Raw genomic sequence first — 12,373 nt, forward strand, 5'->3', positions numbered from 1 at the left:
GACGGGCCTATCCCCGCGAGCGCGGGGGAACCCCTCCTCAAGAAGCCAATCCAGGGACACGCCGGGGCCTATCCCCGCGAGCGCGGGGGAACCAGCAGGGCACCCAGGGTGGATACCATCGGATCGGTTCTCAGCCAGGTCTTCGTGCCGTGGTAGCGCTCCCGCTCGGGCGCCGGGAGATTAGCTGCGACGAACTGATCAATCTGTGCCAGGACATTCGATCCGTCATAGGATGCTAGAGGTCCCTCCGTAATGGGTGGCATACTAGCCAGGACATATCTTCCTTGCCAGGCATCCACCGGAGCAATACTAGGGACGATCGGATCAGCAGGCTCTGGAGTATTGCCATCAGAGAGCCATGCGAGATAGTCGCGGTCGTCTAGAGTGGCAATAACATAGCCGCCGTCTATTTCTTTTCGGGCTTGCCCGCCTTGGGTTAGTTTATACATTTATAACTCCACGTCTACAGACCACCAATAAAGGAAACCTATTAAGTCGTTTACGGGGCTTTTTATACCAGTAACCACTTGTAAGAACCCAGTATAGAACAGCGCTATGCCTGTATCAGTTACAAACGGTGAAAAACTAGCAGACGTTTTTGAAATGGCTGTTGGAGCAATTCTTTTTGTTACTTTGAACGGTTGATACCATCTACTATCAACAACTGCTAGGGTAGTGCTTATTTGGTAGTGCATATACCCGACTTCATAATACCTCTGACACAACGCCAGTTCCGTTTGCATTGGCCGAAACTCGAATGGCGTAGCGTATGAGCCTTCTTCTAATTGTACCGCAGCGATGGTAAACGTCGCCCCCGAGGCTTGCCCGACAGTTCCCGACCGCGCGTTAAAGCTCGACCCGGCGTCGAACCAAAACTCTAGCGTGAGGGTATCATCGCTATTTGACCCCAGCGTTTTACCCGCGATTGATGGGACGCTAATCGAGACGGAGTAGCTTGCCATCGCGTTTGTCAGTGTGACAGACACCCCAGGGCACGCCACAGCACCCGATGGCGATCCTCCGGTGCCGAAGCCCTGCGACAAGCCAACTCCCAGCAGGTGTGTTCCTGATGCAACTTTGGCCGAGAAGGAGACCGTCACGGTCTTTCCCGCCAGGGACCGGACTCCCTCAATCTTCTGAGTCAGAAAGGCGTAATTACCAGCACCAGCCGACGAGCTCGTTGTCAGCACGATAGCTTTAGACGCCTGCTCAGAGGGCACCCCGGAGGTATTAGCGCCCGGAGCGACGGACGTAAAACTTGAGCCCGCGGCTTGGATTTGCCAGCGATCAGCGGTATACGCCGCATTTGCTGTAAACGGCCCATTCCCTCGCTGCCAGATGTCGAAGCTTCCGTTGATGATCTTATTGCGAAAAGACAACCCGCCGACCGCCGCCGACACCGCCTGCCGGACCCGCAGCGGGCTCAGGGAGCGCAGCCCGGCTTCGGTGCCTACTTCTACCTCGGCTTGCGACGCAGCCGTCTGCGCGGGCTCAAAGTCCGTCGCGGCGTGGCTTGCCGCGGTGCCCAGCTTGCCGGAGATGTAGGTCCACACCCGCGACAAGGCGCTTTTCTTGACCGCCGCCAGCGAGACGTCGTAGACCGGAATCTCATCCCCGTCCGCCAGGGCCGCGCCGATGTCGGTAAGACCGTCGATGGTCGGGACGCGGGTGTCCGTCCCCTGAGCTGCCGTAGCATAGTCCGCGGCGGCGGTGGTCGCCGCCGAGCCCAGGCCCAGATTCGACCGCGCGGTGCTGGCCGTCGCCGCGCCGGTGCCGCCGCTAGCGATGGGCACCGTGTCTCCGGCAGCATATTCGCCCAGAGCGGTGGGAGCGCTTCCTGTGAATATTGCTTTGAGTGGGGTTTTATCGGCCATTGATGGTCACCGGAATGGGCGCGGACGTGCCCGCGGCCACGAAAAAGGGCAGGGTGGCGGTAAAGCCGCTCACCTGGGAGGTGAGCGTTCCAACCTGAGAATTGAGGGTGCCAAGATTATCGACCACCGCTTGCATATGTCCAAGCCCCGCGGGGTCGTCCGAGGTCGTCAAGTCAGACTGTGTCTTTATCAGCCCGTCAACGCGCGAGATCGACTCGCGCAGGCGCCCGACATCCTCCGCCAAATCATTGTCGGGGTGCGGCAGGGGGAGAGAAAAAAATTCGGTCTTCTGGTCGATCATCAGATGATGGCCACTCGTAGATTCCTGACCCGGGGGCGCGCGGCGGCCGTCCCGGTTAGGGAGAGCTTGATCCTGGTATCGATGTGGGTGAAACCGGTCAACGCGTGCTTGTATTCGACCCAGTCACCTTCCAGGGTCGCGCTGCTGACCGCGGTCACTGTCGACCAGGTTCCGCCGTCACCTTGCTCGGCGCTCACTACTACCGCGGCACCCCCCGGCAGGATGGCATCGTAATAAACCGACAAGGCGACGCTAGCGGCCACCCCGATGTTGGTCTGGATCAGGCGCGACACGTAGTCACCGGTCGCCATGCGCGCGCCCGAAATCAACTGCACGTCACGGTACAGCACCGGAGATGTCGAGGATGTGCCCGTCAGGATCGCGGCCAGCGTCACCTCCCCGGAGTATGTGGACGGCAGCGAAAAGGGCTGCCCCTCGACCACGGTATAGGTCACGCCGCCCGCGCCCACCTCAAAAACGACATCGGTGTCGCGGGTCGGTCGCAGCACGGCGGCCATCACGATGAGCTGGTCGGCGTTGGCGACGGTGACCGGATCGAGCGCCACGCGCTTACTGGTCGAGGTGAACACACTCTCCAGCAGCCGAAAGGTCAGGTCTTTGGTCTGGTGCGCCGTCCAGGTGCGATTATTCGACGAGCTCAGCAGCACGCCGACCTGGTATGCCTGGCTCGTCACCCACCGCTGGACCGTCGCGTCGAACTCGCCCAGCGCTGCGGTGGCGACGGCCGACACCGCGTCATTGCACGCGATGACGATGGCGTATTCCTGGTTAGCCTCGAGAATGGTCGGGTCGAACAGGAAGCGGGTGCTGGTCCCCACGGTGATCGCGGCGGGGATCTTGAGCGACTCCGCCACCACGACCAGCGTCGGCACCCCGTTAGCGACTTCGCGGATTTGCACCAAAACCTTCGTCGTCCCCAGCGCCGTGAACCAAAGATCCAGTGCCGCGAGCTGGATGCGCCGGTCCAGGATGAAGGTCTGCGCCAGCGGGTCGCCGGTCCAGGTCAGAAGGCGCCGATTGATCGTGGTGTTGACCACCCGCAGCTCTTCGATGGTGACCGCGCCGCGGCCGACGAAAGTGGCCGTCGCGTGGCTAACCGCGCCAGTGAACTCGACGAGCTTCGCTCCGGCCGTGACCCGGTTCGGCCCCGGGATGGTGAATTGGCCGGCGATCCGACCGGTGCTGTCCGCTATAAGGGTCATGGCGCGCTCGCTGTCACGGTAATCCCGTCAATCGTTACGGTGTTGAGAACTTCCCCCGCGCCGAAGCCGCTCAGCGCAAACCACACCGGGATCGAGCGCAGATATTGGGCGTCGGCGTAGCGCGTCCCAACCTTCTCGATCATCGTCTGCTGCACCACGTCTTGAGCGACCACCGTATGGACCGTATTCCACGCAGCTAGGCCCATGCCGTAGTAATTGACGCTGGCGCCGAAGGCTAGCATCGCGTCGCGCCGGTCGGGGTTGGTCCAGATCTCTTCACTAAATTGCCTGGTGACGGGAGATGTCCAGTCAGTCAGGAAGCTACTCCAGAAATCGACGGCGGGGCTGAGCACCCCGACCCCCGGCATCGGTGCGAAGGAGTCATAAGGGTTGATGAGCATGGCCCCCGTCTGCAGGGTCTGCTCCAGCACCGTGGTGGGCGTGATCGAGCGGTCGAGCGTGCCGACGGCGGCCAGGGACTGGGTATGGCCGACAGCCGCGACCCCCAGGGTCAGCTCGCCGGCGAAGATGGCCGCCGTCTGGGCAATGCCAGAATCGCGTAGGTCATCGTCATAGAAGGCGTCAGCAAACACCCCCCGTTTCGCGGTCGGGTCCGCGAGCGTCAAATTGAGCGCCAGACGCTCCTCGGCAATCAAGGCAAACAGGGTATCAATGCGGGTATTGACGGCGTTGAGATCGCTCATCGGCACCATTTTGACCGCGACATTCGTCACCGTGCGGGTGCCGGTCGGGTACCAATGTTGCTCGATGAGCGCCAGCCCGAGCAGACCCGAGGGGGCCTGCGGCGGGCGCGGATTGGACGCGAAGGATACGCCGTTGACGATGACCGTCTCGCCCGTCGCCGCCAGGCACAGCAGATCGTAGCGCGGCATATTCCAGTGGTAGGAGACCTGAATGTTGGTTCCAGCGGCGGCGCCGCTTACCGTAAAGCCCGTGGCATCCGGGGACGTCGGAGTGACGATGTCGATGTAGCGCAACACCACGGTATAGGTCACGCCCGCAGCCGGCTCAAGGGCTTCTGTGCCGTGGGGCGACCAGTCAATCGCGTCGCTTGTCAGCAGGTAATCCCGGCCGGCGGTGTAGGTGGTCTCGCCGGACACGACACTGACAATCGTGGTGACAGAGGTATAGGTCGGGGAGAGGTAATCCTTGCCCCCCGCCGCGGTCCCGCGCGTCTTCGTGAGCGAGGCCTGCTTTTCGACGGCCAGCTGCTCAATGGTGGCGATCGGCGGATGCGCGACGTCGACTCGCTCGGTGCCCCCGCTCGCGATGTGCTGCTCCAGGAGGATCTGGCGGGTGTCGGCCGTTCCCGCGTAGGGAATGCGCCGCCCCTGATCGAGGATAATTTCCTCGCCATTGACCCGGGCCACGCCCGCCGCAAGGGAGTACACCTGCCGCCCCGAGGTGTCATCCGCTAAGCAGGTCACCGCAAGGCCGCTGGAGACATACATGCCCCCCGCGGACTGCCGGTCGTAGCGCGCGATGGCCAAAGACACCGCGTCAATCTGCGGCGGCGGGGTCTTCACCAGAACGACCCCGTCTTCCACTGCGTAGACCGGGTAGAAGGACCCTGGCGCCCCCGCCTCGCCCGCGTAGCCCCAGGCAATACTGACCTGTAGCCTGGCGGCGCCAGACTGGCCCTGATTGATCGTGGAGACCGCGGGATCATAGAGCCCCGGATCGGTCGCCGCGGTGACGATGGCCTCGGTGAGATAGACCCCCAGGGCCACCTTGCCCGTCGTCGCGATCGTGAACGTCCTGGGCACAATGCCCCGCACCGCGCCCGCCACATACAGCGCGCCCGCCTGCGCGACGACCGTGCAGACGCCATCGGTGGTGTGCGTCAGGACGTCCGCGCCCGAGACCACGGTGCCGTCCTCGAACAGCACATCGCTGATGCGCCGCAGCCGATTGTGCTGCTCGGACTGTATCTCATTGAGCTCAGCGGCTTGCAGCACCCGCGATGCCACGAACAGGTGCTGGTCGTAGTGTTTTGTTTGGTCCGTGCGGTCGTAATAGCCTGCGGGATAGGTCAGGGACATGTCAGATCACCAGGACAAATTCAAAGGTTTGGCGGCTTTGCACGGATCGGGTGATCTTGGGGAAGCGCTCGATCGCAAGTAGGGTCCCTGGCGAGTCCACATCCGCGGGCGGAAAGTAGCGCTGTCCGCCGGGCAGGTTCGCGGCCAGGGCGGTATTCATAAACAGCCCCCCCTCACGGATGACGCCCTCGGGCTCATCCTCGAACTGGAACTGGAACTGCAGGTGGAGGTACCGCGTGGGCGCGCTCGATACCGCGTAGCGCCCACTCGGTACACCGATGGCGCCGGCTTCGTCGGGAGCACAATACTCGACCAGCGTCGGCGCGATCCGACCGAGCTCCGCGGTGAGCGCTGTGGCCAACTGGGTGGCGGGTGCGGGCAGGGTGTCCCAGTCCGGGTCGCCGCTCCCCCATGCAAAGTGCAATGGCTGCGCCATGATCGCCGCGGCCATCGCCGTCCGGCCCGTGTTGGTGAGTACTGCCATATCGCCCTCGCATTAAGCCTGGCCTCCAGTGTGCTGTCACGACAGCTAAGCCGTGGTCTCGACGGGGGGGTAGAAATCGCCGGTTGCCGAGTCCGCCCAGGTCCGCGTATCCCAGTGGCCCAGCCAGGGGTTGCGAATGGCACCCAGCGGGGTCGACACGATCCACCCGACATCAAAACGCACCGACTCCCAGGGCGGCGGGATGAAATAGTCCGACAGCGATAGGTCACTCGACAGCGCGCCATACACCAGCTCCGCGCAAGCCGCGGACAACAGGTCGCCGCACGCCGACAGCGCGGCCTGGTCTGATACCGTGCTGTCGATCAGGATGCCCGCGGGTTGCGCATTGGGGCCGAGAAAGAGGGTCCCCGCGGGACGATCAGCCTGCGCCACCGCCATGACCGCCCCCCAGTCTGGCGACCCCCCCGCGCTGGTGAGCTGCGCGGTGTGAAACTGCCACACCGGCGCCCCTTGCAGGTGGTAGCCGCCGCTGAGCGGGGCATCCTCCGACAGCGTGAATAGCTCTTTCCACGGTTCGCGCAGCGTCAGGGTCTCCCCCGTCAGCCGGTGAATATTGCGCAAGATAGCCGCGGGGCTGGAGCGGGTGCGCTGGGTCTCGGCGATGATGCGCGCCGTATAGAGGCCGTCCTCTTCACCGGTTAAGCGCCGGATGCCGAACAGAGACCCGAAAAGGTCCGCCCAGTCTTGCCTTGCCTGGGGCAGCACCATCTGCGCAAGGGCCGCGCCGACACTCACTCTGGCACCGTCCATGCCCAGCCCGATCGCCGTCAGCAGAGCCGCCAGGGGGGCGGTGAACGCCAGCAGATGATCGCCATTACTGGTGCCCTGGGTCCCGGCACCCGCGAGCAGCACCGTAGCGCTGGTGGATGCCAGGGCCGGGTTGAGGTAGGCCACGTCGTATCCGGCCGCCGTCAGGGCGGTCGCCAGCGTGGTCATGGTGTAGGCCGGCAGCGCCACGACCGTCGACACCCCCGCTGCCGTCAGCGTCAGGACATCGCCGGCCACGCGCCAGGATGCACCCGCGGCATGCTGGACACGCAGCGCCAGCACCGCCTCGGGGTCGACGTCAAAAACGCTGTGCAGGCGCCTGGCCAGGCGCCCCGCGAGGTCGTCGCTTAGGCGGTCCATGTGACCGTCGCTGCGCGCAGATACGCAATGGAGCTGGGCGCCACGGTGATCGTCGTGGTGGGCGCCAGGATCGTCGCTGCGGACACCCCGTCCACCCCCAGGGCGGCATTGACCAAATCAATCGGCCGCACCCGATCACCCGGGACGCGCGCACGCAGCCAGCGGCCGAGCGCGCCGGACACGGCAGCCTCGACCGTCGCAGTGACCGCGCCGATCGTCGCCGTCAGCTCAAGGTCCACGTCAAAGGCGAGGTCTGCCATCGCCAGCACTTGGACCCGCATGCCAGCGGGGCGGTATCCGCCGACCCAGGTGTCGGATGCGCCGTCTCGGTAGCCGTCGACGATCTGCTGCACGGCCGCCAGCAGGGCCTCGGATGCGCCGTGCGACCCATTGTGGATATACAAGGCGACATATCCGGGTGCCTCTGCCGTACCCACGCGCTGCGCCCGCTCGGACAGGATGCCCGTCACCGGGTGATACAGCGCGGGCAGGGTGGCGGCGTACTCCAGAGCCGCCAGAGTGCCCCGGGACAGCGACAGGATGTAGGCCGCGAACCGGGACGCGCGCTGCTCGTCGGTCTCCGCGTCCTCGCCCCCCGACAGGATCGCGGGATTGGCGGCGCTCAGCACCCCGGCGCCGGCTTGCCCAGCCACGATGGCCAGTGCCCCCGGGTCGGCGTTGCCCACCGTGCCGACGGTCTCAGCAGTGATCGTCACGGCGCCCTGGGTGTGCCCGATAGCCAGGGTCAGGATGGCGTCCGTGACGTAATAGCACCCCGAGAGGGACTGCAGGCGTGTCCCCACCGGGATGTCCAGCGCCGCCGAGGTATCGCCCCCCCGGATGAACTGTGCCACCCCCGCGGCGGCCACCGCGGGTTTGATGGCGAACCCAAAACCTTGATAGACCGCCGTCGGGATCGCCCGCAGCAGCCCGGTGTAGACCTCCTGATAGTAGTCATCCAGCTCAATCGCCCCGGCCTCCAGCAGCGAGCGCGCCACCGAGCCGGTATTGAAGTCTGTCACCCGATCGGTGGATACGCGCAAGCGCTCGACCATCCCGGCCACGATCTCGGAAAAGGGCTTCGGGGTAAAAATATCAGTCACGGGTTTAGCACCATGTTGAGATCGATCGGGGTGTTGGCGCCCACCATGTCGATCTGCGCCGCCACCTGCAGTGCGTCCCCCGAGGCCCGGGCGTCGACCGCCAGCACCCGGGCAATGCGCGGCTCCTCAGCCAGGCATTCGTAGACCCAGGTGGCCGCCATCAGCGAAATGAAGGGCTGGGTCGGCAGCCCCAGGGCCAGGGCCACGTGGCTGCCGTACTCCGGGTGATATGTGATCTCCCCCCGGGGAGTCCTGATCCGATGCGACAACGCCTGGACGACATTGTCCGCACCGACGACCAGGGCCAAGTCGCCGCTGGCGGTCGCTGCCAGCCGCCCGTGGGGCAGCGCCAAGTCGACGCCGAAATTATCGATCGGGGTCGGGACGCGGGCGCTATTGCCCACCCACGGGATCAGGATCGTGTCCCCCCAGATCGCGGTATGCGGCAGCCGGTCAGCGGATTTGTACGAGGCGACGATAAAGGGCAGGCGCAAATCGTTGAGCCGAGCCAGGTCGACCCAGCGTGCCGCGTCATCGAGCTCTCGCTGCGCGAGGGCCCGTAGGTCGTCGCCCTGCCCGATCGTGGCCTGCTTGACCCGGCTCATTCGCCGACCCCGACATACCGGGTCAGGTCCGCGGCCAGGGCGTCCACCGACCACCCCGAGGAGAAGATCAATGCGTCCCGCGCCAGATTCTGCAGCGCCGGCTCAGCCCCGGGCAGGACCCGGATCGGCGCGTGGTTCAGCGTGCTCGGCCAGGTGCTCCCCAAATAGGCGCCAGCAGCGAACTCGCGCCGGGTTAGCACCACATCGGCCAGCACCCGCCAGCACATCCTGGCCCATCCCATGGCCACGATCCGCTCGTGGCGGACCCGGCGCACGGCCACCTCGTGGAGCAGGGGCAGCACCGCCGCCGCGATCCGCTCGGCGTTGGCCAGCCCGGCCAGTTCGCGCTCCTGCGCCTGATCCGCGACGGCTAGGGCTAGCAAAGGTGCCGCGCGTACGGCGATCTCGGACAGCCGGAGCAGGACCCCGGCATAGGCCCCCGCGCGGGCCAGCCGACTCTCAGCGAGCAGGGCCGCGCCCGTCTCCAGCAGCCGCGCCTGCGCCGCCACCGGGACCGCGCCCGGTTCGGTCAGAGACAGCAGCGCGGGGGTGCTCATAGGGCGGCCATGGCGCCACTGACGGCCCCGCCGATGGCGCCGCTCACCGCGCCGATCAGGTCGGATAGCCCAAACAGCCGGTTGATGCCGATCAACCGCATGCTGTACTGGTACAGCAAGGGCCTCTGCCTGTTTTTCTTCGACGTGAAGGAAACCGGATAGACCTCGTAGACGAACAGGTTAAGGGTGTCGACCCAGTACAGTTTGACGGTATCGATCGACTGACCAGCGTCCGCCTTGGTCTTGCGGGCCTGGTGGTACTGGAGCACCACCAGGTCGCGCAGAGTGTAGAACTGCAACTCGCCGGGCACCGACCCGCCCGCCCACCCGGTGTGCCCCGAGACGCTGATGTCGGTAAGGCCCTCGCCAAAATCGTCGACGAATCCGCCATTGAACGTCTGCACCACCGTGCCGCGCCCCGGGTGGGTGTATTGCAGGTCTTCCGGCCGCGGGGACAGCAGGGTGAACGCGGGCAGCGGGAAGGTCGAGTCGAGCAGCAGGAGCCCGATCGGGCGGTCTTTTTGAGAGATGGGGTCCATGATCTTAGTGTGCTGTCACGACGGGCGCTACGCGGGCGGACCGCTGTTGCTCCCTCCGGACACCACGCCGGTGTTTACGTGATTCTGCAGCGAGATACTGCCCGCGGTGACGTCTCCGGTCGCCGTGATGGCGCCGGTGACGGCCAGGTCGCCCGTGATGGTGGTGGGGGCCGTAATGGATGCCGAGGCAGCGGTGACACTCACCGCGCCCGCCGCGGTCACCGTCAGCGCGCCCTGGCTGGTGAGGGTCACAGCTCCGCCGTGCGCGAGGGTCAGGCTGTAGTTTGGTCCGCCGATGGTGACGGTGGGTGTGGAGCCCGAGTCCTCGACTTTCCAGCGCCCGTCAAAGTCGCGCCCCGTCAGGTCCGTGGGCGCCGATCCGGCACCGATCCTTATGAAAACCCCCGAGGGGTGGCGCATGTCCATGTTGCCCTCGTCGTCGATCGTGCGATAGAACCCCGACGGGTGCCGCTCGATCATCCGGTTTTTGTCCCTGTCTTTTGAAAAGGCCATCTGGGTGACCTGCGGGTACATAAACCCGAGCGCGATATGCTTGCCCTGCATATTCGCCACCACGACAGTCACGGTTCGTTTATCGGGATCATTGTGCATGTTTTCGTCGTGCCCCTCGGCGGCGGGGGAGGGAACCCCCGAGGTGAATCCGAAGTCCGACCCGCCGTAGGGCGTCATGAGCTGCACATGGCGCCCAAAGTCTCCGGTGTCGAGGAAACAGACGTCCATCGTCTGCCCCTCGGGGTACACATGGGTGACCCGCGCCAAACGGACCGAATTTGCAGCGAACGTCTCGGAAATCATGCCTTATGTTCCTGTTGCGCGCTCTTTGTCCCAGGGATTGGAGCTCGCGATTTTCTTCCGGTTAAGCCATTGGGTCCCGCGGATGTACTCCACGGTGGTGACGTAGCGGTGAAACGGCTGGAAATCGTGCGAGACCGACACGCAGTACCCGTTCCAATCGAGCAGCGGGCCACGAGCCACATGGATGTATTCCCCCACCCGTAAAGTCGGGTTGCCTTTGCACGTCACCGCGCCGCGCTCCAGCTCATGAACCTGGGACCCCGCCTTCACGGCCCACGCCTGGCGCTCCGTGATCCACTCTTTGTATTTTGCCGTGATCTCCGGAAACTCGCCCTCGGGGGCGTTTTCTGGCGACTTCTCGGTCGGTCCGAGCCAAGTGGCCAAACCCTGGGGGGCGCGGTCCCCGAACTGCTCCCGGGTATCCGGCGTCACCAGCCCCTCCTTCAGGTCTTTCATCTGCACGTACTCCGCTCCGGCCAACGCCGGGGAGTTGACCCAGACGTGATTTACCAGCTCGGCGTCATCGCGATGCGCCGACAGGGCCAGGATATCGCTGAGCGCAATCTCGAGGGCCAGGGGCGTCTTGCCGCCCGACAGGGGATTGTTATCGACATCGAGCCAGGGGGTTGGGCGGAACACCAGCTCTGGGTCATCCCGGCCCTCGCGGACAAAAAATTCATTCCAAGGCGCGTCGCTGTAGCGCGAGAGCAAGCTCCAGACCGGACCCTCCAGAGACGTGACCTGGGTGGGGATCACGTAGCCGGTGTCCACCGTGAACTGCTTCTGGAAGAAAAACGCCGCCTTCTCCATGATGCTCTTGGTCGACTGGGTGGCGACCTCCCATAGAAAGTCGCCGATCTTGTGCGGTTTCTGTGTCAGCTCTTTCCCGGTGAGCCAGCTCGACAGCCACCCAAGCGACTGAAAGAGGGGCTTGTCCTTGTTTTGCCAGGTGACGATCGTGCCCAGCGTCTGCATGAGAAATGCCGCGCCGCAGTCATGGCCGACGACCGTGACCGAGCGCTGGACCCGGCCGTCAGAGCCCACTTGCTCGTCGCGCCCGATTGAGCGCACAAAGCCGCGGAACACCGTGGTCCAGTCCTGATCAGGCTTTCGCCGGATACGGATATCCAGCGGCTGCAAAATTTTGAGGATGCCGTAGAGCGAGTCGCGTGAGTAGGTGGGCATGTCCGGGAAATGGACGTGCGCCTCGCCCGCGGGGGCGTACAGCGACTTTTGCAAATGCACCGCGCCCCGATCGCCGAGGCTCGACGCGTAGTCCGCGCCATCGATCAAGACCTTGATCTCGGGCCGGTAGGACGTAATCGAGGTGGTCATCCGAGCGCTCCGAGCGAGACCGACTCGTTCCAGGACATCCGCCCGGCGCTTGACCCGGACAGACGTGGCTCAGAGACCGCTAGCCCATGACGGCGCCCCATGACGGCGCCCCGTTCATTGCGCACGACTAACTCCATGGCGACCTGCCCGTTCAACTGGGCGGTGGGTGCCACCGGCGCGCGCGCTCCCGAGAGTGCGTCGCCCAGAGCAGGGGGCATGCGCATCGTGAGGGGCGTGCCATCCGCCGCGGGGGGTGGACCACCGAGCGCCGGCGCGCCATCCGCCGCGGGGGGTGGACCACCGAGCGCCGGCGCGCCATCCGCC

14 protein-coding genes are annotated in these 12,373 nt (G+C 64.9%); all 14 read right to left on the bottom strand.

Annotated features, from left to right (window positions below):
• Window positions 1–68: 68 nt before the first annotated feature.
• Window positions 69–449 (bottom strand): hypothetical protein, encoded by a 381-nt coding sequence (locus QZY44_RS27945; protein WP_295455802.1) that lies wholly within the window; start codon window positions 447–449, stop codon window positions 69–71.
• Window positions 450–1,874, bottom strand: a complete 1,425-nt coding sequence (locus QZY44_RS27950; protein WP_295455804.1) for a hypothetical protein — start codon at window positions 1,872–1,874, stop codon at window positions 450–452. It abuts the gene before it with no gap.
• Window positions 1,864–2,175 (bottom strand): hypothetical protein, encoded by a 312-nt coding sequence (locus QZY44_RS27955; protein ID WP_295455807.1) that lies wholly within the window; start codon window positions 2,173–2,175, stop codon window positions 1,864–1,866. The genes QZY44_RS27950 and QZY44_RS27955 overlap by 11 nt, the downstream gene beginning before the upstream one ends.
• Window positions 2,175–3,398, bottom strand: a complete 1,224-nt coding sequence (locus QZY44_RS27960) for a hypothetical protein (RefSeq protein WP_295455809.1) — start codon at window positions 3,396–3,398, stop codon at window positions 2,175–2,177. The genes QZY44_RS27955 and QZY44_RS27960 overlap by 1 nt, the downstream gene beginning before the upstream one ends.
• Window positions 3,395–5,461: a DUF4815 domain-containing protein gene (locus QZY44_RS27965; protein ID WP_295455811.1), complete on the bottom strand. Its 2,067-nt coding sequence runs from the start codon at window positions 5,459–5,461 to the stop codon at window positions 3,395–3,397. Before QZY44_RS27965 ends, QZY44_RS27960 begins: the two co-directional genes overlap by 4 nt.
• A 1-nt stretch (window position 5,462) precedes the next feature.
• Window positions 5,463–5,945 carry a hypothetical protein gene (locus tag QZY44_RS27970; RefSeq protein WP_295455813.1) on the bottom strand — a complete coding sequence of 161 codons (483 nt, stop codon included), beginning with the start codon at window positions 5,943–5,945 and terminating at the stop codon, window positions 5,463–5,465.
• A 45-nt stretch (window positions 5,946–5,990) separates the two neighbouring features.
• Window positions 5,991–7,094, bottom strand: a complete 1,104-nt coding sequence (locus tag QZY44_RS27975; RefSeq protein WP_295455815.1) for a hypothetical protein — start codon at window positions 7,092–7,094, stop codon at window positions 5,991–5,993.
• A complete protein-coding gene (locus tag QZY44_RS27980) occupies window positions 7,082–8,197 on the bottom strand; it encodes a baseplate J/gp47 family protein (protein ID WP_295455817.1) in 1,116 nt (371 codons plus the stop codon). Before QZY44_RS27980 ends, QZY44_RS27975 begins: the two co-directional genes overlap by 13 nt.
• Window positions 8,194–8,802, bottom strand: coding sequence for a DUF2634 domain-containing protein (locus QZY44_RS27985; protein ID WP_295455819.1), 609 nt, complete (start codon window positions 8,800–8,802; stop codon window positions 8,194–8,196). The genes QZY44_RS27980 and QZY44_RS27985 overlap by 4 nt, the downstream gene beginning before the upstream one ends.
• On the bottom strand, window positions 8,799–9,359 hold the full coding sequence (locus QZY44_RS27990; protein ID WP_295455821.1) for a hypothetical protein: 561 nt from the start codon (window positions 9,357–9,359) through the stop codon (window positions 8,799–8,801). The genes QZY44_RS27985 and QZY44_RS27990 overlap by 4 nt, the downstream gene beginning before the upstream one ends.
• Entirely contained in the window at window positions 9,356–9,898 is a 543-nt protein-coding gene (locus QZY44_RS27995; RefSeq protein WP_295455824.1) for a hypothetical protein, read from the bottom strand. The genes QZY44_RS27990 and QZY44_RS27995 overlap by 4 nt, the downstream gene beginning before the upstream one ends.
• A gap of 27 nt (window positions 9,899–9,925) precedes the next feature.
• Window positions 9,926–10,714, bottom strand: a complete 789-nt coding sequence (locus tag QZY44_RS28000; protein WP_295455826.1) for a hypothetical protein — start codon at window positions 10,712–10,714, stop codon at window positions 9,926–9,928.
• A 3-nt stretch (window positions 10,715–10,717) separates the two neighbouring features.
• Window positions 10,718–12,007 (bottom strand): hypothetical protein, encoded by a 1,290-nt coding sequence (locus QZY44_RS28005; RefSeq protein WP_295455828.1) that lies wholly within the window; start codon window positions 12,005–12,007, stop codon window positions 10,718–10,720.
• 38 nt (window positions 12,008–12,045) lie between these two features.
• A partial coding sequence (locus QZY44_RS28010; protein ID WP_295455830.1) for a hypothetical protein occupies window positions 12,046–12,373 on the bottom strand: 328 nt, incomplete at its 5' end.

The sequence above is a fragment of the uncultured Thiodictyon sp. genome (assembly GCA_903837595.1).
Lineage (GTDB): Bacteria > Pseudomonadota > Gammaproteobacteria > Chromatiales > Chromatiaceae > Thiodictyon.